Genomic DNA, 22953 nt, shown 5'->3' on the forward strand with positions numbered 1-22953 from the left:
GGCTAGACGTTGTCGTGTTGGTAGTTGAGGGCGGCGATCCGGGCGGACTCGGCCGCTACCTGTTCGGGCGTGAGCTGTGGACCGAAGGCGAAGCGATACCAGCGCAGGTACTTCGGCAGCCACTTCTTCAGGTCGAAGTTGGACTCACCCACGGTTCTGTCGAGCCAGATCGTCGGGACCTCGGCGACCGGCCGGCGCAGACGCCTCGCCTTGGCGGTCAGCTCGAGACCGATCTCGAATCCGCTACGACTGTGGATGCCCACCTCGCGGACGAACTCGGTGGAGTAGGCCTTGAAGCTGTTGGTGGCATCGCGGGTGCCGACTCGCGCGATGACGGCGAGGGAGCGTCCGGCCGTGCGCGACATCATGCCCTTGAGGAACGGGCCCCCGACCTGCGCGCCCCCCGCGGTGTACCGAGAGGCTGCCGCCACGACGACTCCGCGGTCGACCAGGCGTGCGAGTGTGTCGATCTGGCGCGGATCGTCGCTGCCGTCTGCCATCGTCACGACGACAACCGGGGTGGTGACGTTGTCGATTCCCCACCTGATCGCGTTGGCCGGACCGCGGCCGTAGTCGTTGATGCCCAACCGGAGGCGCGGCTCCTCCGTGGCGTACTTCTCCACCACCGGGACCGTCGTGTCCTCGGGGAAGTCGACGACCACCAGCACCTGGCACTCGGAGTGCACGGCGTCGAAGATCCGGTCCAGGACCGGGACGATCTCCTCGTCCTCGTTGAAGGCGGGGATGACGACCGAGACCGAGACCGTCATACCGTGGTGCCCTTGCCGAGCAGGTTCCAGATGTCGATGACCGGCTTGTCGGTGCTGAGCTCCCGGTAGACCTTGTGCGGTGCGGCCAGGATCAGCACGTCACTGCCGGCGACGACCTCCTCCAGACTGACGAGTGAGTCGTCGACGGTGACGTAGGGGTCGGTCGTCAGCACGGAGCCGGCGCGGAACTCGAGGATCCGCTTGAGCTTGTAGGACAGCGACGAGCGGATGTCGTCACTCTCCCCCTTGAACGCCATACCGAGGATCCCGACCCGGGTCGTCGCGAGGTCCATCTTCTGCTCGAGCTGCGACACGACGTAGAGCGGCAGCCCCTCGTTGACCAGCATGGCGGCGTGGCCGAGGGCGAACGAGTTGTCGCTGAACGCGGCCAGCTGCATGGTGTCCTTGAACAAGCACGGCCCGGCGGCGAAGCCGGCGCCGGGCATGTCGGAGGCGCGCGGGTAGTCATGCGCCAGCGCGGTGCGGATCCGCTCGAAGTCGAGGCCGTTGTTGTTGGCCATCACGTAGAACTGGTTGGCGGCCGCGAACTTGATGTAGCGCCAGGTGTTGGTGAAGAGCTTGGCGAGCTCGGCCTCCTCGGGCTCGAGCTCGACGATGGTGTCGGTGAGGTGGCCGAAGAGCCGGCCGGCGCGGTCGCGGACGGCCTGGGAGCGTCCGGACACGATCTGGGGGAGCTCGAACAGCTCCACCATCGCCTTGCCCTCGGCGATCCGCTCAGGACAGAAGGCAACGTCCAGGTCGACGCCGGCCTTCTCGAAGCGCCGTTCGACGTTGCGGGTGACGCCGGGGTAGACGGTGCTGCGCAACACCAGGAGCTGGCCGGGTCGGAACTGCGAGATGTTCGCCTCGAGGGACCGTCCCACCGCGTGCGGGTTGGGGTTGAGGTGCTCGTCGACCGGGGTGCCCACGACCACCACTACCGCATCGGCCCGGGAGATGATCTGCGGGTCGGTGGTGGCGCTGAGCAGACCCTCCCCGAGCACCTTGTCCAGGACGGGTTGTGCGCCGTCCTCCTGGAAGGGCAGGGTCCCGCTGTTGACCAGGTCGACCGCGGCCTGGTTGATGTCGTAGATGCCGACCTTCAAGCCCCGCGATGCGAAACCGATGGCCAGCGGCAGGCCCACGTGCCCACAGCCACCGACGACGACGACATCGAGGTCGAACTGAGATTCCACGCCTGGCCTCCACTGCCTGTCATGCGATGCGACGGCACAGTCTAGGGCTGGGACGGCTCGCGATTCACATCCTCGACCGGCGGCCGGCGGCCCCACGAGGCGCATCCTGAGTGTCCGAACCGGAGGTCATCGCCCACGTGGCCAGGCCGCAGAGCACCGCCCCGGCGAGCATGGTGACCAACGAGGTGCGGCTGAGTGGGCCCACCAGACGCTCCGTCGGAGAGCTGTAGGCGACTTGGACGTACATCAGACCGAACCCGATGAGGACCCAACCCAGGGCGGGGACCCGATCGGCGAGGAAGGCGAACGGGACTGCGAGGAGGACGAGCAACCAGGCGTAGCTGCCTTGATGGACGATCGCGCCGTCGGGCAGGAACATGACGAGGGCCCAGAAGATGATCGAGGCCACTGAGCCCAGGCACAGGATCATCCCGACACGTTCGGAGGCGCGGACCGGGAGCCTCAGCAGCAGTCGCGTGCCGACCCAGACCACCAGGCCGACGGTCAACAGCGAGCTGAGACCCAACGCGATGGCGGTGCCGTAGAAGTCGTAGGCACGCATGCGGGAGGGCCAGTCGTTGGTGAAGTCCAACCGCTCGGTGAGGCTGAGCCGGAACACGTTGGCCAGGTTGGCTCGCCGGTTGGCCAGGAGCTCGTGGCCGGGAGTGGTCCGGTAGGCGTGCACGATCGTTGCGACCAGGCTGTCGTTGTTGGGTTCGGTCACTCCGGCGAAGTGCCACTTCAGGAGGCGGTTGTTGGAGGGGTCCGCGACCCGGGTGTACAACGCCCAGGGCAGATAGGCGAGCACCGCCAGAAGCGCTCCGACGCCCACGGACCGGGCGCCGGAGCGCCGGTCGGTCCTGCGCAGCACCAGCACGCCGAGGAGGATCAGGAGCGGGGCGCAGAACACGACGGCACCGTGGGTGAGGAATGCCAGGACAGCGAGGACCATGGCGGCCACGAAGTCGGGTACTCGCGGCCGTGCCCCCGAGACCAGCGGATCGACGAGCAGCACCGTCGCAGCCACGGCCAGGCCGGCTGCCATCAGCTTCGGCCAGGTGTAGGTGGTGTGCAGGAACACCGCCGGAGAGGCCGCACAGAACAGCACTGTGACCGCTGCCGTGACTCGACGCAGCCGCAAGGTTCGGACCAAGCAGTGGACGGCGGGCACCCACATGAGCTGGGCCAGGATGCTGGAGGCGGCGGCCAGCTGCATGTTCGCGAGCTCGTACTGGTCGGCCCCCTGCGCGACGCCGAGGAACCGTCCCAGGGGGCGCACCAGCAGCAGCAGGCCGGACTGGAGAGGTGGGCGGTCGCTTCCGTTCCAGTCCCCGAGGAATCCGATGGTGCTCTCGCCCTTCCACAGTCGGTCCGCGAAGAGATGGGGGATCGAGTTGTCCGACGGCAAGGAGACGAAGCGGGTGACCTCCGTGGCGAAGGGGTTGTCGGCGCCGCCCCACAGGAAGGTGAAGCCGACTATCAGCGCGCCCACCCCAGCCGTGAGGGTGACGAGCGGCGCCCACTGCTGCCAGACACGCCACGGTCGGTCCCGGGCCACGACCGCGGCGGCTGTCGCCAGCAGGGCAATCGACCCGGCCTTCCCGACCAGCGGCTCGACCCAGAACAGGACCCACACGACGTGGGCGACCAGGCCCAGCCCCAGCAGTGCGTAGGCCGGTGCGAGGTGAGGTCGCTGCGTCCACAGCGGTCGGCTCGCCACAGCAGAAGCGCCGCCGACGACCGTGAGCACGACGAAGCCCAACGTCAGGTCGACCGCGAGCACCGGGCCTCCGATCGTGATGCCGGGCCCGGCTCAGGGCGTTGAGGAGCAGTCACCCGCGCGGTCGGCGGAACCGTGCCGTCACCGCTCGCGCGGCGCGGTGTGGCAGGCGCTTCGGTGATGCCTCGAGCTGGGCCAGCCGGCGCTGCTGGCGTCGTAGCCGGCGCCGCATGAGCTGCAGTTTGCGACCGCGCCGCTCGAGCCGCGTGGAGAGGCGGTCGACCCGTGCCTGCAGGGCTTCGACCTGTCGTCCCCGGGCCTCCGCCTCGAGCCAGTCCGGCATTTCTCCCTCGGGCAGGACCTCGGTCGGCTGGTCGGCGGTGGCATCGGCGGTGCGCGGCAGCCGGCGCAGGACCGCGAAGAACTCGAGCTCGTTTCGAGCTGTGGGCTCCATCCGCTCGACCACCCACCGCGAGCGCCCGGTCACCCGCAGCTCGTGCAGCTGCCGCAGGAAGCTGGTCGGGGTGAAGAGCCACACGTGGCAGTCGACGTACTCGCCGGCCAACGTCCGCTCGACGTGCTGTTGAGCCTCGCCCAAGGAGTGGATGCGCGCGTCGAACGTCGGCATCCGGCCATCCCACAGGGCCCTCAGGTCGTAGCTCACCGAGCTGGAGAAGTAGTCGTACACCACAGCAACGTTGGGCCTTCGGTCCTCGGCGTAGTGCGCCGCGACCATCTGGCCCACCGTGGTCGAGGGCCGGTGGACGTCGAAGCAGTAGCGCTTGTCAGGCACGGCCAGGACGAGCGCGCCCCCGTCGACGACGATCTCGGCCAGCTCGTCGAGCCAACCGATCACGTCGGGCACGTGCTCGATCACGTGGGAGGCGACCACCCAGTCGAAGGGAGCGCCCGGCTTGGTCGCCTCGACCAGGGTGACGGTGCGCCCGTCGTCCTTGATCAGGTGATAGTCGATCTCGGGGATGGTCTCCTCGGTGACGTCCGCGTCGCCGGCGTAGTGGCGCACGAGTCCATCTCGGTCGAGCACGTCGACGTAGCGGACCTCGGCCCGCTCCGATGTGACGATCGGGCGGTGCAGGGGACCGACCTCGAGACCCCGGCCGACGGCGAAGTCGTGAAGCTCCCAGAAGCGCTGGCGCCGCTCCTTCATGGGCTGGGTCCTCCAGGTTCTAAGGTCGGCACGTCACGGGGAGTCTAGGAGATCACGCAGTGGGACAGGTCAGTCGGATAGCAGGCGCTTCGAGCGGTGGCGCGCTCACCGTCGGCACGGTTGTCGACCCGCGTCATCTCGCGCAGGTGAGGGTGCTCGTGGCGAGCTTCGCGGCGCACCACGATGCGGACGTCACGGTGCTCCTGCTCAGCGAGGACAGCTCCACGCCGGACGTGCCGGGGGCGCGCGTCGTTCGCCCCACCGATGTCGGTTGGACCCGGCAGGAGCTCACGCAGCTGCTGCTCACGATGCCTCCTGGCGAGCGGCTGCGGGCCTTCGGGCCGCGGCTCTTGCGAACGCTGCTCGACGACGCGGAGTGCGCGCTCTACCTGGATCCCCACCTCTTGTTCGCACGGTCTGTGGGAGACCTGCCGGAACTGGTCTCGCGCCACCCGATCGTGGTGGTGCCACGTACCGATCGGCCGATGCCGCGCGACGGGAGGGCTCCCGACGGTGCGTCGCTCCAGCGACGCGGCGTCGCCGACCCCGGGGTGGTCGCGGTAGGCGCTACGGCGACGGCTCGGGCCTTCCTCGACTGGTGGGAGGAACGGGTGCTCACTGATCCGACGTGCTTGGACCACGTGCCGTGGCTCTACCCCGACGACCACGTCGTGGTGCGAGACGCAGGGTGGAACGTCGGCTGCTGGAACCTGCCGGGACGGCACCTGGACCGCGGCCTGGATGGTGCAGTGCACGTCAACGGTGTGCCGGTGGTCTTCTTCAACCTCGAGGGCTTCACCCCGGACCGACCGCACCTCCTGAGTGCCCAGCAGTCACCGCGGCCTCGGGTCCTGCTCAGTGAGGGCCGGGTGCTGCGTGAGGTCGTCGCTGACTATGCGATGCAGCTGACCGCGGCGGGCCACCGCGAGCTGGCGGGTGCCGCGCCGCCCTTCGGTGTGATCGACGGCGTGCAGGTGGACGAGCTGGTGACACGTCTGGTGCGGGACGAGCTGCGTCGACCTGACGCCGAGCTGCCCGCCCTCGACTCGTTCCGAGAGTGGCTCGCGTCCCCGGGCACCCTCCCGCGCCCGATGGGACCGCTCGGGCGCTACCTGGGCGCCCTCTACGAATCACGTCTCGATCTGCAGGTCACGTACCCGGAGGTGCGGAAGGGGAACCTGTCCGGGTTCCTCGGCTGGGCCGAGGTGTGGGGGGTGCCGGACGGTGTGCCGATGGACCTCGTCACGCGGGCCAGGGCCGCCAGTCGTGCCGAGACCACCACGGTGCGGTTCGGTGCCCCGGTGGCAACGGCGGCCGGCCGCCACGGCGCGCCGGGGGTGACTGTTGCTGGGTACTTCACCGCGGAGCTGGGCCTCGGCCAGGCCGCGCGACTGCTCGTGACCGGGCTCGAGACTGCAGGTGTGCCCGTCGAGACCTCGACTTACGACCGCACGTCTAGTCGACTGAGCGTCCCGTGGGCCGATCGCACCCTCCCGCCAGGAGTGGGCAGCGACATCGCCATCGTGTGCGTCAACGCCGACCACCTGCCCTCGTACCTTGCCGACGGCGGCGACGATGTCCGGCGTGACCGCTACACGGTCGGCGTGTGGTTCTGGGAGCTGAACGAGTTCCCTGCGGCGATGCGACCGGCGCTCGACCTGGTCGATGAGGTGTGGGTCGCCAGCGACTTCACGGCCGAGATGTTGCGTCGGGCATCGGACCGGCCGGTGCATGTCTTGCCTCTGCCCGTGCACACGCCGGTCGACTCCGGCGTCCGGCCCAGGGAACTCGCTGCCCTGGCGGGCACCTACGTGTACGGCTTCGTGTTCGACTACTTCAGCGTGTTCGAGCGCAAGAATCCCCTGGGCCTGGTCGCAGCATTTCGCGAAGCCTTTCCCACGCCCGGCGAAGGTGCCCTACTCATCAAGTCGATCAATGGCGACCAACGCCCAGAAGATCGTGAGCGCTTGATCCTCGCCATAGACGGGCGGCCCGACATAGTGCTGGTGGAGCGCGACCTCCCGAGAGAAGAGCTCGACGGGCTCTTGTGGGGAATTGACTGCTTTGTCAGCATGCACCGCGCTGAGGGGTTCGGATTCACCATGGCCGAATCGATGGCTATCGGCAAACCCGTCATCGCGACGGGCTACTCGGGCAACCTGAACTTCATGCACCAGGGCAACTCCCGACTGGTCCGACACCGACTGTGCCCGGTTGCGCCGGGCAATGACCCGTACCCGGTGAGCTCGGTCTGGGCGGACCCGTCGGTGCGACACTGCGCCCGACTGATGCGAAAGATCAAGGACGATCCTGAGCTTGCGCGCAAGCTGGGGGCTCGAGCCGCCCACACGATGCAGAAGCGACACTCACTCCAGGCAATGGGCGAGTTCGCGCTCGAGCGGGTGTCGAGCATTCGCGCTGGTAGCTGACTTTCCTTATCTGACCAGCGCGGCGCTATTCCTCTGCGTAGGCTACGTTGCTGTGGACATTCATCGGGGACCGCAGGACATAACCGACCGCAACTGAAGATGGTGGAATAAATGGCGCAAAAGGTGCACATCGTCCTCGAGGACGACCTGGATGGTGGCGAGGCCACTCAGACCGTTTCGTTCGGTTTGGACGGCACGTCCTACGAGATCGACCTGAACGACAAGAATGCCGCGGCGCTCCGTGACGCACTGGCCCGCTACGTCGGCCACGGCCGCAAGGTTGCCGGCGCCCGTCGCGGCCGGCGTTCAGCGGCGTCCTCCGCCACCGGTCACAGCGCCAAGGAGATCCGCGACTGGGCGCGCTCCAACGGCCACAAGGTCCCCGACCGGGGCCGCATCCCCGGTGAGGTCCGAGAGGCGTTCGAAGCCGCTCACTGAGCACGGAACACCCGGAGACGGCCGGTCGGCCCCGCCCCAGCTAGGGGCGGGGCCGACCGCTGTTCGCTGACAGCGGATGCCCCCCTCTGCTGTGGTGGGAACGCGTAGGCTGGCTCAGGGGTTGTGTCCAGTGACCCCGGATCCAACGTGATGTAGACGTGCGAGGAGAGACCCATGTTCGAGCGGTTCACCGACCGTGCCCGTCGGGTGGTCGTGCTGGCCCAGGAAGAGGCCCGCATGCTCTCCCACAACTACATCGGCACCGAGCACATCCTGCTCGGGCTCATCCACGAGGGTGAGGGCGTCGCCGCCAAGGCGCTGGAGAGCCTCGACATCTCGCTCGAGGCCGTGCGCGCCCAGGTCGAGGAGATCATCGGCCAGGGCCAGCAGGCTCCCAGCGGCCACATCCCCTTCACGCCGCGCGCCAAGAAGGTGCTCGAGCTGTCCCTGCGCGAGGCCCTGCAGCTCGGCCACTCCTACATCGGCACGGAGCACATCCTGCTCGGCCTGATCCGCGAGGGCGAGGGTGTCGCCGCCCAGGTGCTCCAGAAGCTCGGTGCCGACCTCAACCGGGTGCGCCAGCAGGTCATCCAGCTGCTCTCCGGCTTCCAGGGCAAGGAGTCGACGGCCTCGGCCGCCGCGGCCACGGGCGGCGACGCGCCGTCGTCGTCCCTGGTCCTCGACCAGTTCGGGCGCAACCTGACCCAGGACGCCCGCGAGGGCAAGCTCGACCCGGTCATCGGCCGCGAGCAGGAGATCGAGCGGGTCATGCAGATCCTCTCGCGACGGACGAAGAACAACCCGGTCCTGATCGGAGAGCCCGGCGTCGGCAAGACCACGATCGTGGAGGGTCTGGCCCAGGACATCGTCAAGGGCAACGTGCCGGAGACGCTCAAGGACAAGCAGATCTACACACTCGACCTCGGCGCCCTGGTCGCCGGCTCGCGTTACCGCGGCGATTTCGAGGAGCGCCTCAAGAAGGTCCTCAAGGAGATCCGCACCCGCGGCGACATCGTGCTGTTCATCGACGAGATCCACACCCTCGTCGGTGCCGGCGCTGCCGAGGGCGCCATCGACGCCGCCAGCATCCTCAAGCCGATGCTGGCGCGCGGGGAGCTGCAGACCATCGGTGCGACCACGCTCGACGAATACCGCAAGTACCTCGAGAAGGACGCCGCCCTGGAGCGGCGGTTCCAGCCGATCCAGGTCGCCGAGCCGTCGATCGCCCACACGATCGAGATGCTCAAGGGCCTGCGGGACCGCTACGAGGCACACCACCGGGTGACCATCACCGACGAGGCGCTCGTGTCGGCCGCCACCCTGGCCGACCGCTACATCTCCGACCGGTTCCTGCCCGACAAGGCCATCGACCTGATCGACGAGGCCGGCTCCCGCCTGCGCATCCGCCGGATGACGGCGCCCGCCGACCTGCGCGAGTACGACGACAAGATCGGCGACGTCCGGCAGCGCAAGGAGGCCGCGATCGACGGCCAGGACTTCGAGGCCGCCGCGCGGCTGCGCGACGAGGAGAAGCAGCTCATCCTCAAGAAGGCCGAGCGCGAGAAGCAGTGGCGCGCCGGTGACATGGACGAGGTGGCCGAGGTCGACGAGGAGCTCATCGCCGAGGTGCTCGCAGTCGCGACCGGCATCCCGATCGTCAAGCTCTCCGAGGAGGAGTCCACGCGGCTGCTCAAGATGGAGGACGAGCTGCACAAGCGCGTCATCGGCCAGGAGGAGGCCGTCAAGGCGCTCTCCCGGGCCATCCGGCGTACCCGCGCGGGCCTCAAGGACCCCAAGCGCCCCGGTGGGTCGTTCATCTTCGCCGGTCCCTCCGGTGTCGGGAAGACATGGCTGTCCAAGACGCTCGCCGAGTTCCTCTTCGGCGACGAGGACGCCCTGATCCAGCTCGACATGAGCGAGTTCAGCGAGAAGCACACGGTCTCGCGGCTCTTCGGCTCGCCCCCGGGCTACGTCGGCTATGAGGAGGGCGGCCAGCTCACCGAGAAGGTGCGCCGCAAGCCGTTCTCGGTCGTGCTGTTCGACGAGGTCGAGAAGGCGCACCCCGACATCTTCAACAGCCTGCTCCAGATCCTGGAGGAAGGTCGCCTGACCGACTCCCAGGGCCGGGTCGTGGACTTCAAGAACACCGTCATCATCATGACCACCAACCTCGGCACCAAGGACATCGCCAAGGGGATCAACCTCGGTTTCCAGCAGTCGGGCGACGCGGCCGGCTCCTACGAGCGGATGAAGAACAAGGTGCAGGAGGAGCTCAAGCAGCACTTCCGGCCGGAGTTCCTCAACCGCGTCGACGAGATCATCGTGTTCCCGCCGCTGACGCAGGAGCAGATCGTCCACATGGTCGACAACATGATCGCGTCGGTCGAGCTGCGGATGCGCGACCGCGACATGCGGATCGAGCTCACCCAGGCCGCCAAGAACCTGCTCGCCGAGCGGGGCTTCGACCCGGTCCTGGGAGCCCGCCCGCTGCGCCGCACGGTCCAGCGCGAGATCGAGGACATCCTGGCCGAGAAGATGCTCTACGGCGAGGTCGGCCCCGGTCAGATCGTGCTGGTCGACGTCGAGGGCGAGGGCCCGACGGCGACGTTCACGTTCGTGGGGCAGAAGGTCGGCGAGCTGCCGGACCTGCCTCCGTTCGAGACCGCCGAGGTGGCGGTGGGCGACGTGGCCCCGGCGGAGGGCCCGGACGACTCGGAAGGCCCGATCGACGTGCCCAAGACGAGCGCCTCTGAGGACTGACTCCCTCAGGACAGCTCGTACCCGCCGTAGCGACCCTCCCGCAGCGCGCTCGGCCGCAGCAGGGGCTCCAGGCGGCCGTGCGCGAACGGGCCCTGGAACATCCTGTCGGTGAACCGGATGTAGTCCCTCACCAGCTCTGGGGCGTCGCGCACCGTCACCCACACCTCGTCCGACGACCGGGCCTCGCCGCTCCAGTTGGGTGATCCCGTGAAGAGCATGTGCGCGCGCGGGTCGCCGTCGTAGGTGCCGTCGACCGCGATCGACTTCATGTGCATGTAGAACTCGGGGATGCGGTCCTTGTCCTTGTCGAGCGTCACCTGCCGGATCGGCACCCGACCGCGGCCGTAGCGCTGCTTGAGCACCCGGTTGATCTTGCGGCCGGCGAGCGTGGTGACGATGCGCAGGTCGCAGCCGTTGTCCCAGAGCCGGCGCACCTGCCTGGCGATGTTGAGCCCGAACTCGTCGAACCAGCCGGCGATCGCGATCCGCACGACGGTCCGGCGCTTGCCGGCGCCGCTCCCCTGGGGCGGGTGGCACTTGACCTTCTCCAGTGCCTCGGCGACCGGGTTGGTCTCGGGCACCGGGAAGAGCACGACGCGGTAGCGCCCGTTGTCGTAGATGTCGTTGCCCTCCGAGACCACCTTGTCCGCGGCGTACTCCTTGAAGGTCTGGACGAAGAAGTCGTACAACCCCTTGTTGGCCGTGGTGACCTGGTCGTTCCACTGTCGGTTGCCGGCCGCCTTGGTCAGGTTGGTGGAGCCGAACATGCTGATGTTGCGGCGCGACCCCGCCTTGCTGAAGAGGAAGATCTTGGCGTGCATCACGTAGCGGTCGGTGCGGCACGCGTTGTGACAGCGGACGGCGAAGCTCCGGTCGGAGGTGTTCTTCGACAAGGCGTCGCGGATCCGGTACCACTGCTTGTTCTTGGTGCTCTCCGCCACGACGACCTGCACCCGGACGCCGCGCTTGTGGGCGGCGATCAGCGCGGTGGTGATCGCCGGGTCGGCGAAGTTCCAGACCACCAGCCGGATTGTCGACCCCTTCGGGGAGGCGTAGATGGACCGGTAGACCTGCGAGAGGATCTCACGGCCGCCGTTGCGGTCCAGCGGTGAGGAGAAGACCGCGCCCAGGGGAGGGGAGTACGCCGCCCGGTCGGCGTCGTCGCTCGCGGTCGACGTCGCCACGGCCGGAGTCTGGGACAGGGCCAGCGAGGCCGCGAGCGCCGAGATCAGCGAGGTGAGCGCACGCCGGGGTCCCGGGCGTGTTGGTGAGGCGATCAAAGAACCTGGTCCCCGTCCACGAGTGAGCGTCAGCGACGGCCACCCTAGGTGACCGCGGCAACTCCGGCAGAACTTCCGCGGTACCCCGCGGATAGGGTCGCTCGCATGCTGTTCACGGTCAGCACGGTCAAGGACTCCGTGCCCGGGCTGAAGGAGTTCGTGGCCCGCAACCTGGCCGGTGGCGTCGACCACATGTTCCTGTTCGTCGACGACGGCAAGCCACGCGTCGTCGCCGCGCTCAACCGGCTGCCGCACGTCACTGCGATCGCCACCGGTGAGAGCTGGTGGCAGGGCAAGCGACCCCGACAGCTCAACGCCCGGCAGCGCATCAACGCCAACGTCGTCAAGGCGCTCCTCGTCGTGGATTCCGGGCCCGATGACTGGCTGTTCCACATCGACGGCGACGAGGCGCTCCAGGTCGACCGGGCCGCCCTGGCGACGTTGCCGCCCGAGGTGACGGTCGTCCGGGCTCCTCCGCTGGAGGCGGTCAGCCGCAAGAAGTGGCCCGGCGGACAGGTGACGCACTTCAAGCGGATGCTCCAGCCCGACGAGCTCGTGCTGCTCCACGTCCTCGGCGCCCTCGACGAGCCCACCAACGGCCGCTACTTCCACGGGCACATCGAGGGGAAGTCCGGTCTGCGCCCGACGCTCGACCGTTGGATCACGCTGCACGCGGTGCACGACGTGGACCAGCAGCAGGTGCCGTCGACCTCCGATGCCGCCGTGGCCCGGCTGCTGCACTACGAGTCCTGGTCGGGGGAGGAGTTCGTCCGCAAGTGGACCAACATCCTCGAGTCGGGCACGAAGGTGAGCTTCCGGCCCGGGCGCGAGCCCACCGCCGTGGCACTGCGCACGCTTCTCGAGTCCGACCTCCCCCAGCGCAAGCTCCGCGACTACCTGCTGCGGATCTTCGAGCGCACCACCGAGGACGACTTCGACACCCTGCGCGACCTCGGCCTCCTCGAGAAGGTCGACCCGCTCGCCGGCCGCCACCGTCCGGAGGCGCTCACCGCACAACGTGAGGCGGAGATCCGGGCGATGCTGGCCGCCATCGAGCCCGAGAACAAGTGGCCCTTCCACACCGGACGTACCTCCCGCGGGATGGTCACGAAGCTCGGGATCGCCGCCGACCGGCTCGCCGCCGACCCCACGCACGCCGCCCTGGCCGAGCGCGCCCGCGCCGTCTGGACGCTGCCCGAGGAGCTGCTGCGGTCCGTGGTCAAGGCTGACCGTGCTGACGGTGCCGACGGTGCCGATGCGGGGGACGCGTCAGGGGAGGGCGAAGGTGCCGGGCCCGACGCGGACGGCGAGACCGTCCTCGACGAGTCCGGAGAGGCAGCGGGCCCGCTGGCCTGAGTCGGACCAGACCGCGTCGAGGCGCGACTCGTGCACCGGACCGTCGCTGTCACGCAGCACGGCCAGGAGCCGTCCGCGGCACTGGCGGTCGGTGCCGGCCCAGGCCTGGGCGCGGCGCGCCGGGCCGGCGTACGCCGGGTGACCGGCCGATCGCCACGCACACCGGGCCGACACCGGGCAGTCCCCGCAGGCAGGCGATCGGGCGGTGCAGACGAGGGCACCGAGCTCCATGAGCGCGATCGACCACGTGGCGGCGGTGGGCTCGTCGGTGGGCAGGACGGCGGCCGCGCGCTCGCGCTCGGCGCGGGTGACCGCGGGAGCCGGCAGCTCCTCGCCGGCGAGCACCCGGGCCAGGACCCGCCTGACGTTGGTGTCGAGCACCACGTGTCGTCGTCCGAAGGCGAAGGTCGACACGGCCGCGGCCGTGTAGTCCCCGACGCCCGGCAGCGCCAGCAGGTCGTCGTACGCCGCGGGCACCTCGCCGCCGTGCCGCTCGACGATGGCGGTCGCGGCGGCGTGCAGCCGCAGGGCGCGGCGGGGGTAGCCGAGCCGGCCCCACGCACGGACCGCCTCGCCGGCAGGTTCCGCGGCCAGCGCCGCCGGCGTGGGCCAGCGGTCCAGCCATTCCTCGTGGACGGGCAGGACCCGGGCCACCGGCGTCTGCTGGAGCATGAACTCCGAGACCAGGACCGACCACGGGCTCACCGCGGGCCCGCGCCAGGGCAGCTCGCGCGCGTGGGCGTCGTACCACGCGAGCAGCCGGGCTTTCAGGTCGGACATCGCAGCCATTGTGGTCCTGTTACGGATGTGACTCGGCGTGGGTGCGCGGCCCCGGGCCTTCTGCTCCCTACCGTGGGCTCCATGCCGTCGGCACGTGGATCACGCACGCGTGGGCCTCTGCCTGCCCACGTCTACCGGCGCCGGCGGCTCGCGGTCCTCGCGGTTGCCCTGCTGCTGGTGCTCGGCTTCGGGCGGTTGCTGACCTGGTCCAGCGACGGATCGGGCGGCGACGGCGACACCGCCCGGCAGGCGGGGGCGGAGACGACGCCGTCGGCCGCCGAGACCTCCAACAAGGGCACCGGCAAGAAGGACTGCAAGGGGAAGAACAAGTTCCGGGGCGGGGACAAGGCGAACGGCAAGCGGAAGGCCTGCCAGGGTGCGAGCTCGACGCCCACGCCCACGCCCACGCCGACACCGACGCCCCCAGCGGAGCCGAGCGGCCCATGCCCCGACGCCGACGTGCTGGTCACGCCGACCGTGCCGGACCCGGTGGCCGGACGCGACGTGACGGTGCTGCTCAACCTGCAGATGGGGAGCACCGAGGCCTGCACCTGGCGGGTCTCGTCCGAGACCGTGACCCTCAAGATCTACGCCGGTGCCGACGACGTCTGGTCGAGTCGCGAGTGCCCGGGGGCAATCCCCACCCAGGACGTCGTCATCCGTCGCGAGGTCGCCACCCCGGTCACCGTGGTGTGGAGCTCCAAGCGCTCCGACCAATACTGCACCGACCGGACCGCGTGGGCGCTCCCCGGCGTCTACGGCATCGCCGCCGCGGCGTTCGAGGGTGAGCCGACCGACGTGGCGTTCGAGCTCAGGGCGCCCGTCGCCGCGGTCGTGACGCAGACGGCCGAGCCCACCCAGAAGCCCGACAAGGGCGACTGGAGCACGCCCGCCGGCTAGCTAGGACTCGGTGCCAGGATGGGCACCATGACCACCACGATCTCCCACTGGGCCGCGGGCGAGCGGTTCGACGGCACCAGCGACCGGTGGGCCGAGGTGACCAACCCGGCCAGCGGCCGGGTCACCGGCCGGGTCGCGCTCGCCTCGCGGGCCGACGCCGAGCACGTGATCGCCGCGGCCCACGCCGCCACCCGGGAGTGGCGCAACACCTCACTCGCGCGACGTACGCAGGTCATGTTCGCCTTCCGGGAGCTGCTCAACGCCCGCCGCGACGAGCTCGGGGCCCTCATCACCGCCGAGCACGGCAAGGTCCTCTCCGACGCGGTCGGCGAGATCGCCCGGGGCCAGGAGGTGGTCGAGTTCGCCTGCGGACTCTCCCACCTCCTCAGGGGCGGTCACTCCGAGGCCGTCTCGACCGGCGTCGACGTGCACAGCAAGCGTGACCCGCTGGGCGTGGTCGGCATCATCTCGCCGTTCAACTTCCCGGCGATGGTCCCGATGTGGTTCTTCCCGATCGCCATCGCCACCGGCAACACGGTGGTGCTCAAGCCCAGCGAGAAGGACCCCTCGGCGTCGCTGTGGCTGGCCGAGCTGTGGCAGGAGGCCGGGCTCCCCGACGGCGTCTTCAACGTGCTCCAGGGCGACAAGGAGGCCGTCGACACTCTGCTGCAGAGCCCGCTCGTCGAGGCCATCAGCTTCGTCGGCTCGACGCCGATCGCGGAGTACGTCTACGAGCAGGCCTCCCAGCACGGCAAGCGGGTCCAGGCGCTGGGCGGCGCCAAGAACCACATGGTCGTACTGCCCGACGCCGACCTCGAGCTGGCCGCGGACTCAGCGGTCAACGCCGGGTTCGGCAGCGCCGGCGAGCGGTGCATGGCGATCAGCGTGCTGGTGGCGGTCGGTGCCATCGGCGACGAGCTGGTGGCCCGGATCGCCGACCGGACCCGGACCTTGGTCATCGGCGACGGCGGTGCCGAGGCGTCCTCGACGTCTCCGGGCACCAGGGAGGCAGACATGGGCCCGCTGGTCACCCGGGCACACCGCGACCGGGTGGCGGCGTTCATCGACTCCGGCGAGCGCGAGGGCGCCAAGCTGGTCGTCGACGGCCGCGGGGTTCAGGCCCGGGGGAGCCAGGACGGCTTCTGGCTCGGCCCGACCCTGTTCGACAACGTCCAGCCGGACATGGAGATCTACCGGGAGGAGATCTTCGGGCCGGTGCTCTCGGTGGTGCGGGTCGAGACCTACGACGAGGCCGTGGCGCTGGTGAACGCCAACCCCTACGGCAACGGCACCGCGGTCTTCACCAACGACGGCGGGGCGGCCCGGCGCTACGAGGCCGACGTCAACGTCGGCATGATCGGCGTCAACGTCCCGGTCCCGGTGCCCGTCGCCTACTACTCGTTCGGCGGGTGGAAGCGCTCGCTCTTCGGTGACACCCATGCGCACGGCACCGAGGGCGTGCACTTCTACACCCGGGGCAAGGTGGTCACCAGCCGCTGGGTCGACCCGGCCAACCGGCCGCAGGGTGGTCTGGAGCTGGGGTTCCCGCGGAACGTGTAGGCCGGTCTTCGGTCTGGGGTGGCGGCCGCGCGCGTACCAGCCCGACGCTCGCCGTCAAGGATGCTTCGCACCGCTTCGCGGCGGCCTTCGGCCGTCCTTGACTGCGAGCCTCGGTCGGGCTGGTAGGCGGCGCGCTCAACGACGCGGGCTCAGCCCGCGCCGCCGCAGGCGCGGCCGCCACCACTAGCGCATGGATTGCACGCGCCTGGTGCGTGCAATCCATGACCTAAGCCCGAGATGGGGCCGGTGTGACGGGTGTGCTGACCCAGTGTGGTGCCCGCGCATGCGGGCGGCGGGGCGGAGCGACGTCCTTGGCGCCGAGACTCGATCGGCTACGCGCGCGGGCACCACGCCCCGCCAGCAGAACGGCTGGCCTCAGACGTACCGCTCGAGGATCGTCGACTCGGCCAGCCGGGACAGGCCCTCGCGTACCGAGCGGGCGCGCAGCTCGCCGACACCCTCGACGACCTGGAGGTCCTCGACGCCGGCGGACAGGAGCTTCTGCAGCGTGCCGAAGTGCTCGACCAGCCGGTCGACGACAGTCGTCGGGAGGCGCGGCACCTTCGCGAGCAGCCGGTAGCCGCGCGGTGTCACCGGCGCGTCCAGGAGCTCGCCGCTGGCGAGTCCGAGCACCCGTGCGGTGGACGCCGGGTCGACCAGCTCGGTCGACGACAGCGACTCGAGCTTCTGGAGCAGCAGCTCGGGGTTGCGCGCGCGGCGGCCCCCGGCGACGTAGTCGCGGATCACCAGCTGACGTTCGGCGTCCACGCCGGTGATGAGCTCCTCCAGCTGCAGGGACAGCAGCCGCCCGTCGGTGCCGAGCTCGAGCACGTAGTCCTCGATCTCGGCGGCGATCCGGATGACCATCTCCAGCCGCTGGGCGACGACCGCGACGTCCCGGACGGTCACCAGGTCTTCTATCTCCAGCGCCGACAGGGTGCTGGACACCTCGTCGAGCCGCAGCTTGTAGCGCTCGAGGGTCGCCAGCGCCTGGTTGGCCCGGGCCAGGATCTGGCCGGCCTCCTCCAGCACGTGCCGGGTCTCCCCGACGTAGGCCGCGATGATCTGCATCGACTGGGACACCGAGATGACCGGGAACCCGGTCTGACGGGCGGTCCGGTCGGCGGTGCGGTGCCGGGTGCCGGTCTCCTCCGACGGGATCGCCTGGTCGGGCATCAGGTGGACGGCGGCCTTGAGGATCCTGGTGAGATCACGGTCGAGGATGATGGCGCCGTCCATCTTCGCCAGCTCACGCAGACCGGTGGCGGTGAACGGCACGTCGAGGTCGAAGCCGCCGGTGGCGATCGACTCGACGGTCCGGTCACTGCCGATCACGATCAGCGCGCCGGTGCGGCCGCGCAGGATGCGCTCCAGGCCGTCGCGCAGCGCCGTGCCGGGCGCGATCGAGGCCAGCGTCGCCCGTAGGCGCAGCTGTTCGTCGGTGCGCTCCGCCATCTTCCCGCTCCCGTCAGTCGTGCAGGGGAAGCGTAAGGCAGGAAGCGGCTGTGGCGTTCCTACTTAAGTCCCTGCCGCTCCCTGCTGAGGTCTCCTCACTCGTCCACGGCACGCAGACCGTGGCGCTCCCTGGTCAGGGCGAGGAGCCGCAGGGCCGAGGCGACGTCGGGCACCTCGAGGATCTTCATGCCGTCGATCTCGCGGGTGCGCTCGGCCCGCGGGCCGCGCAGCTGGCCTGACCCCTGGGTGGAGCGCTCGGCCGGCACGACCGCGACCCGGAACCCCAGCCGGGCGGCCTCGGCCAGCCGCTGGGGCAGGTCGCGGATCCGGCGCAGCTCTCCGGCCAGCCCGATCTCGCCCATCGCGACGACCCCCGCCGGCGGCGCGTTGCCGAGGGTGGCGGACGCCAGGGCGACGGCCACGGCGAGGTCGCTGGCCGGCTCGGAGAGCTTGGCCCCGCCGACCGTGGACGCGAACACGTCGTGGGAGTGCAGGCGCAGCCCGCAGTGCTGGGCGAGCACGGCCAGCACCATCGCGACCCGGGACCCGTCGAGCCCGGACGTGGTCCGGCGCGGCCGTTCGAGCGGCGAGGAGGTGACGAGCGCCTGGACCTCGGCGAGCATCGGCCGGCGGCCCTCCATCGTCACCGCGACGCAGGTGCCGGGGACGGTGCCGCCCTGGTGCTCGACGAACAGCCCGGTCGGGTCGGTGACCGCGGTGATGCCGTCGGGACCGAGGTCGAAGCAGCCGACCTCGTCGACGGGACCGAACCGGTTCTTCATCGCCCGGACCATCCGGAAGCGGGAGTTGCGGTCGCCCTCGAAATGGAGCACGACGTCGACGAGGTGCTCGAGCACGCGCGGACCAGCGATCGAGCCGTCCTTGGTGACGTGGCCGATCAGGACGGTGGCGATGTTGCGGGTCTTGGCGACCCGGATCAGCGCGGCGGCGACCTCCTTGACCTGGGTCACCCCTCCCGGGACACCCTCGATGCCCGAGGCGCCGATGGTCTGCACGGAGTCGACGACCAGCAGCGTGGGCCGCACCTCCTCGATGTGGGTCAGCACGGCGCCCAGGTCGTTCTCGGCGGCCAGGAACAGCTCGCCCTGGACGCCGCCGGTGCGGTCGGCGCGCAGCCGGACCTGCGAGGCCGACTCCTCGCCGGTGACGTAGAGCGCGCGGTGCTGGTAGCGGGCCGTCTGGGCCGCGACCTCGAGCAGCAGCGTGCTCTTGCCGACGCCCGGCTCGCCCGCGAGCAGGATCGCCGCACCGGGCACGATGCCGCCCCCGAGGACCCGGTCGAGCTCGGGCACCCCGCTGCTGCGGAAGCGGGACGCCTCCACCGAGACCTCGCCGATGGGCACCGCCGCCGAGGTCACGGGCGCTGCCGGCGTACGCATCGTGGGCGCCGCCGTCTCGGCGACGGAGCCCCAGGCCTGGCACTCCCCGCACCGCCCGACCCACTTGCCGGTCTCCCAGCCGCACTCGCTGCAGCGGTATCCGGGACGCGGAGCACGGGTGGGCTTGGCCATGTCGCGAACCTAGGCGAGGACGCCGACAGGCCGTGGTCACCTCGCCGGACGCGGAGCTGAGCACCGCTCGTCACCTGTCCGGGTGGTGGCGGTGGCTATCCTGCTCCTGAGACGATTGGAACGATCAAGGCCACGCGTCGCCTGGCCTCGATGGGGAGGTGCGGGTGTCTCGGATCCTGAGCCGGTTGCCGGTGACCCCGCCGACCCTGGCTGATGTCGCCGAGCGCGCGGGGGTCTCCCGCCAGACCGTCTCCAACGCCGTCAACAACCCCGAGCTGCTGCGCGAGGACACCCTGGTGCGCGTGCAGGAGGCGATCGCCGAGCTCGGCTACCTGCCCAACCGCGCGGCCCGCAACCTGCGCACCCGCTCCTCCCATCTGATCGGGCTGCCCATCAAGGCCGCGGAGGAAGGCACCGCCAACGCGCAGATGGACCGGTTCGTGCACTCCCTGGTCGAGGCATCGAGTGCCGCCGGCTACCACGTGCTGCTGTTCACCGGCACCGCGACCGGCGACCCCGAGGACGAGCTTCCGGCCTTCGACGACCTGCTCCGCTCCACGGCCGTCGACGCGTTCGTGGTGACCGACACCTACCTCGGCAACCCGCAGGCCGATTGGCTCAACGAGCGCCGGGCGCCGTTCGTGGCCTTCGGCCGCCCCTGGAACGAGCCCGACGCCCGGCACCCCTGGGTCGACGTCGACGGGGCCGCCGGCACCGAGCTGGCGACCACGCACCTCATCGACAAGGGCCACGAGCGGATCGCGTGGATCGGGTGGCGCAAGGACTCGTTGCTCGGCGAGGACCGCCGTGCGGGTTGGTCGCGGACGATGCGCGCGCGAGGCCTCTCGACCACCGGCCTCGCCTCCCGGGTGGAGGACACTGTCGCCTCCGGCCGCGAGGCGAGCGCGGTGCTCCTCGACGAGGCGCGCCCCTCGGCGTTCGTCTGTGCTTCGGACACCCTGGCCATGGGAGTGCTGCACACCCTCGCCGCACGAGGGCTGCGACCCGGCCCCGACATCGCGGTCACCGGCTTCGACGACTCCCAGGTCGCCCAGGTGGTGCCGCCCGGCCTCACCTCGGTCCGCCAGCCCCTGGAGGACGTCGCCGTCGAGGTGGTCAAGGCCCTGGCCAACCTGCTCGGCCCGCTGACGTCCGACACCCGCGGCGTGCTGCTCACGCCGACGTTGGTGGTGCGGGGGACCAGCTAGCGGTGGGCGGGCGGGGATCCCGCCCCGCCTCAGAGCCGCTTCCACCACAGGTTCACCGCGTAGTCCACCTCGAGCCCCGCGTGCTCGGCGAGCACCGACTCGGCGACGGCAGTCGGCAGCTCGATGCGCACGACCGCCTCCAGGTCGGCGCGCGAGCCGAAGCGCCACCCCATGTCGACCGGGGTTCGGGTCCAGCCGTGGGTCGACCAGAACCGCTCCACCGCGACCGGGTCGACCTTCGGGTAGCCGCGGCGGAACCAGGCGCCGAACGTCGACCGGGTTGGGTCGTTGTCGACCACGAGGGCGGTACCGCCGCGACGTACGACGCGATCGAGCTCGGCCAGGCCCGGCTCGGAGCCCGGGCCGAAGAAGTAGGCCCAGCGCGCGTGGACGACGTCCACCGACCCGTCGGCCAACGGGAGCGACTCGGCCAGCCCTGGGCTCACGGTCACGTTCGTCAGGCGGCGGGTACGACGCCGGGCCAGCGCGACCAGGTCCGGGTGGGGCTCCACGCCGGTCGCGGTGCGCGCGGTCTCGGCGAACCGGGGCAGGTGGAACCCGGTGCCGCAGCCGAGGTCCAGGACGTCGCGGCCGCGCCAGTCGGCGAGCGACTCCATGGCCGCCCACAGCCGACCGTCGGGGTCGGCGGCGCGGTTCTCGACCTCGTACGTCGCCGGGGAGTGCCAGATGTTGGGGCTGGGGCGCGCCCCGGCGAGCGGCGCCACGGGGTCAGAGGCGGACGAGACCCGTCGGCGTCTGGATCTGCACGGCGTTGATGCCGGGCGTGCCGTTGGGGGCGACCCACTCGACCTTGATGTCCTCCAGCGGCGCCTCGACGGGCTCGCCGAGCCACTCGCTGACCCGCTGCGGGTCGCCGGCGATCTCGATGGTGGCCAACGAGAAACGGCCGTCGGCGCCGGCGCTCGGGTGCAGCTCGGCCGGTGACTCCCACTGGATGAAGAAGGGGAGCTGGGCATCGGCGATGAGTCCGTTGACGCCGATCTGGTGCCAGCGCAGCTCGGTGCCGTCGGGACGGTGCCGGTTGCCGGGCACGGCCTCGCGGCCGAGACGCTTCTCCAGGAGGCGGATGTCGTCGACCGCGACGACCCAGCCGAGCCAGCCGCCGCCCAGGGCCGATCGGGCCCGCACGGCCTGGCCGAACGGCGCCTTGTCGGAGGCCGGGTGGTCGAGCACCTCGACGATCTCGAGGTAGGTGCGGTCGGTCAGCGGCAGGATCATGTTGCGGGTGCCGAAGCGAGGGTGCACGCCGCCGTCGGTGAACGACGTGCCGAGGAGCGCGCCGAGCCTCTCGGCCGTCCCGGCCAGTCCGTCAGGGCCGGCGGCGAATGAGAGATGGTCGAGGCGCATGCACAGATTGTGAACACGCGGCCTGCGACGTCGCACATCGGGGGTGGGTGTCTTGATGTCGAGACGAGTTCAGCGCGAGCCGCGATCGGCGCGGTGTTGTGCATCAGAACGCTGACGCGTGGCCACGGGCGCGTGAATCTGCGAGCGAAGCGAGCGCTCCTCGTGATCGGCTCCGGCGGGCATGGCGACCGCGGAGCCCGCGAGCGGAGCGAGCGTCGTCATGGCCGTCCGGGGCCGAAGCTCACGAGGGTGTTCGATCGGCGGGGTGCCGGCCCAGCGCCGACCGTGACCGCAGGTGGGCCTCGCAGTGGGTCACGAGCTCGTCGTACGCCGCGCGCCCCATCAGTGCGACCAGCTCGTTGGCCGAGGTGAGGTAGAGCGGGTCCGGTGCCACGTGGGCCTCGGTGTTGCCGGAGCAGTACCAGTCGAGGTCGTGGCCGCCGGGTCCCCAGCCCCGCCGGTCGTACTCCTGGATGGACACCTCGGTGTAGGACGAGCCGTCCTGACGCTCGACGGTGCGGAAGGTACGGCGGATCGGCAGCTGCCAGCACACGTCGGGCTTGGTCTCGAGCGGGTCCTTCTCCAGGACGAACGCCAGCGCGTGCAGGGCGCAGCCGGCTCCGAGGTGGAAGTCCTGCCGGTTGTGGAAGATGCAGGCTTCCTGGCCGTCGATCTCGACGACGCGGGTCTTCCGCTCGCCCTCGTCGTCCTTGTCGATCCAGTCCCGGGTGCGCAGCTTGCCCTCGGGCTTGAGCTGCCACAGCGTCTCGTCGAGCTGGCCGACGTAGGCCGCCACCCGCTTCTCGTCGTCCTTGTCGGCGAAGTGCGCGCCGAGGGTGCAGCAGCCCACGTCGGGCGAGGTCTTGTAGATGCCGTGGCAGCCCTGGCCGAAGATGCAGGTGTAGCGCGACGTCAGCCAGGTGAGGTCGCAGCGCATGACCTCCGACTCATCGTCAGGGTTGACGAACTCGACCCACACGCGGGGGAAGTTCAGGTCGACCTCGGGCACCGGGTCAGCCTAGTGACGACCTCG

The 22953-nt window shown here is 70.3% G+C and carries 17 protein-coding genes and 1 pseudogene; 7 read left to right on the forward strand and 11 right to left on the reverse strand.

Going from position 1 to position 22953, the window contains the following annotated elements:
- Positions 1-2: 2 nt before the first annotated feature.
- The 4 genes and pseudogenes from ACYVC6_RS05580 to ACYVC6_RS05595 all read right to left on the reverse strand — a co-directional run.
- Positions 3-770, reverse strand: coding sequence for a glycosyltransferase (locus tag ACYVC6_RS05580; RefSeq protein ID WP_460711813.1), 768 nt, complete (start codon positions 768-770; stop codon positions 3-5).
- The gene (locus ACYVC6_RS05585; RefSeq protein ID WP_460711815.1) at positions 767-1966 is read right to left on the reverse strand and encodes a nucleotide sugar dehydrogenase; all 1200 of its coding nucleotides are present in this window, start codon (positions 1964-1966) and stop codon (positions 767-769) included. Before ACYVC6_RS05585 ends, ACYVC6_RS05580 begins: the two co-directional genes overlap by 4 nt.
- A 64-nt stretch (positions 1967-2030) precedes the next feature.
- Positions 2031-3749 (reverse strand): hypothetical protein, encoded by a 1719-nt coding sequence (locus tag ACYVC6_RS05590; RefSeq protein ID WP_460711817.1) that lies wholly within the window; start codon positions 3747-3749, stop codon positions 2031-2033.
- A gap of 49 nt (positions 3750-3798) precedes the next feature.
- A pseudogene (locus ACYVC6_RS05595) lies at positions 3799-4860 on the reverse strand (class I SAM-dependent methyltransferase); the annotation flags it as partial.
- Positions 4861-5603: 743 nt separating this feature from the next.
- On the opposite strand from ACYVC6_RS05595, the gene ACYVC6_RS05600 reads away from it, so the two are divergent.
- From ACYVC6_RS05600 to ACYVC6_RS05610, 3 genes are all read left to right on the forward strand, one after another.
- Positions 5604-7283, forward strand: coding sequence for a glycosyltransferase family 4 protein (locus tag ACYVC6_RS05600; protein WP_460711819.1), 1680 nt, complete (start codon positions 5604-5606; stop codon positions 7281-7283).
- Between the two features lie 111 nt (positions 7284-7394).
- Entirely contained in the window at positions 7395-7721 is a 327-nt protein-coding gene (locus tag ACYVC6_RS05605; RefSeq protein ID WP_460711821.1) for a histone-like nucleoid-structuring protein Lsr2, read from the forward strand.
- 174 nt (positions 7722-7895) lie between these two features.
- Positions 7896-10481 carry an ATP-dependent Clp protease ATP-binding subunit gene (locus ACYVC6_RS05610; protein WP_460711823.1) on the forward strand — a complete coding sequence of 862 codons (2586 nt, stop codon included), beginning with the start codon at positions 7896-7898 and terminating at the stop codon, positions 10479-10481.
- 5 nt (positions 10482-10486) lie between these two features.
- Here the strand turns inward: ACYVC6_RS05610 and ACYVC6_RS05615 are convergent, their stop codons facing one another.
- On the reverse strand, positions 10487-11665 hold the full coding sequence (locus ACYVC6_RS05615) for a phospholipase D-like domain-containing protein (protein WP_460711825.1): 1179 nt from the start codon (positions 11663-11665) through the stop codon (positions 10487-10489).
- Positions 11666-11866: 201 nt separating this feature from the next.
- Here ACYVC6_RS05615 and ACYVC6_RS05620 point away from each other — a divergent pair, with 201 nt between their 5' ends.
- Positions 11867-13117, forward strand: a complete 1251-nt coding sequence (locus tag ACYVC6_RS05620; RefSeq protein ID WP_460711827.1) for a glycosyltransferase family 2 protein — start codon at positions 11867-11869, stop codon at positions 13115-13117.
- Here the strand turns inward: ACYVC6_RS05620 and ACYVC6_RS05625 are convergent.
- A complete protein-coding gene (locus ACYVC6_RS05625) occupies positions 13031-13897 on the reverse strand; it encodes an HhH-GPD family protein (protein ID WP_460711828.1) in 867 nt (288 codons plus the stop codon). The genes ACYVC6_RS05620 and ACYVC6_RS05625 overlap by 87 nt on opposite strands.
- Positions 13898-13978: 81 nt before the next feature.
- Between ACYVC6_RS05625 and ACYVC6_RS05630 the strand changes: the two genes are divergently transcribed.
- Both ACYVC6_RS05630 and ACYVC6_RS05635 read left to right on the forward strand, forming a co-directional pair.
- A complete protein-coding gene (locus tag ACYVC6_RS05630) occupies positions 13979-14797 on the forward strand; it encodes a hypothetical protein (RefSeq protein ID WP_460711830.1) in 819 nt (272 codons plus the stop codon).
- 27 nt (positions 14798-14824) lie between these two features.
- Positions 14825-16357 (forward strand): CoA-acylating methylmalonate-semialdehyde dehydrogenase, encoded by a 1533-nt coding sequence (locus tag ACYVC6_RS05635; protein ID WP_460711832.1) that lies wholly within the window; start codon positions 14825-14827, stop codon positions 16355-16357.
- 375 nt (positions 16358-16732) lie between these two features.
- On the opposite strand, the gene disA is transcribed toward ACYVC6_RS05635, so the two are convergent.
- Both disA and radA read right to left on the reverse strand, forming a co-directional pair.
- Positions 16733-17812 (reverse strand): DNA integrity scanning diadenylate cyclase DisA, encoded by a 1080-nt coding sequence (gene disA / locus ACYVC6_RS05640; RefSeq protein ID WP_460711834.1) that lies wholly within the window; start codon positions 17810-17812, stop codon positions 16733-16735.
- 95 nt (positions 17813-17907) lie between these two features.
- Positions 17908-19344 carry a DNA repair protein RadA gene (gene radA, locus ACYVC6_RS05645; RefSeq protein ID WP_460711836.1) on the reverse strand — a complete coding sequence of 479 codons (1437 nt, stop codon included), beginning with the start codon at positions 19342-19344 and terminating at the stop codon, positions 17908-17910.
- Between the two features lie 164 nt (positions 19345-19508).
- Here radA and ACYVC6_RS05650 point away from each other — a divergent pair, with 164 nt between their 5' ends.
- Positions 19509-20552 (forward strand): LacI family DNA-binding transcriptional regulator, encoded by a 1044-nt coding sequence (locus ACYVC6_RS05650; protein ID WP_460711838.1) that lies wholly within the window; start codon positions 19509-19511, stop codon positions 20550-20552.
- Between the two features lie 29 nt (positions 20553-20581).
- Here ACYVC6_RS05650 and ACYVC6_RS05655 read toward each other — a convergent pair whose 3' ends face one another.
- The 3 genes from ACYVC6_RS05655 to ACYVC6_RS05665 form a co-directional block, all read right to left on the reverse strand.
- On the reverse strand, positions 20582-21277 hold the full coding sequence (locus ACYVC6_RS05655; RefSeq protein WP_460711840.1) for a class I SAM-dependent methyltransferase: 696 nt from the start codon (positions 21275-21277) through the stop codon (positions 20582-20584).
- 4 nt (positions 21278-21281) lie between these two features.
- Positions 21282-21920 carry a VOC family protein gene (locus tag ACYVC6_RS05660; RefSeq protein WP_460711842.1) on the reverse strand — a complete coding sequence of 213 codons (639 nt, stop codon included), beginning with the start codon at positions 21918-21920 and terminating at the stop codon, positions 21282-21284.
- Between the two features lie 241 nt (positions 21921-22161).
- Positions 22162-22929, reverse strand: coding sequence for a hypothetical protein (locus tag ACYVC6_RS05665; RefSeq protein ID WP_460711843.1), 768 nt, complete (start codon positions 22927-22929; stop codon positions 22162-22164).
- Positions 22930-22953: the final 24 nt, after the last annotated feature.

This window comes from Nocardioides dilutus, from assembly GCF_054779555.1.

Excerpts from the sequence above, each read along its gene's own strand:
- ACYVC6_RS05580 (WP_460711813.1), bottom strand. The coding sequence starts at position 770 with ATGACGGTCTCGGTCTCGGTCGTCATCCCCGCCTTCAACGAGGACGAG.
- ACYVC6_RS05605 (WP_460711821.1), top strand. The coding sequence starts at position 7,395 with ATGGCGCAAAAGGTGCACATCGTCCTCGAGGACGACCTGGATGGTGGC.
- ACYVC6_RS05610 (WP_460711823.1), top strand. The coding sequence starts at position 7,896 with ATGTTCGAGCGGTTCACCGACCGTGCCCGTCGGGTGGTCGTGCTGGCC.
- ACYVC6_RS05620 (WP_460711827.1), top strand. The coding sequence starts at position 11,867 with ATGCTGTTCACGGTCAGCACGGTCAAGGACTCCGTGCCCGGGCTGAAG.
- ACYVC6_RS05625 (WP_460711828.1), bottom strand. The coding sequence starts at position 13,897 with ATGTCCGACCTGAAAGCCCGGCTGCTCGCGTGGTACGACGCCCACGCG.
- ACYVC6_RS05630 (WP_460711830.1), top strand. The coding sequence starts at position 13,979 with ATGCCGTCGGCACGTGGATCACGCACGCGTGGGCCTCTGCCTGCCCAC.
- ACYVC6_RS05635 (WP_460711832.1), top strand. The coding sequence starts at position 14,825 with ATGACCACCACGATCTCCCACTGGGCCGCGGGCGAGCGGTTCGACGGC.
- disA (WP_460711834.1), bottom strand. The coding sequence starts at position 17,812 with ATGGCGGAGCGCACCGACGAACAGCTGCGCCTACGGGCGACGCTGGCC.
- radA (WP_460711836.1), bottom strand. The coding sequence starts at position 19,344 with ATGGCCAAGCCCACCCGTGCTCCGCGTCCCGGATACCGCTGCAGCGAG.
- ACYVC6_RS05660 (WP_460711842.1), bottom strand. The coding sequence starts at position 21,920 with ATGCGCCTCGACCATCTCTCATTCGCCGCCGGCCCTGACGGACTGGCC.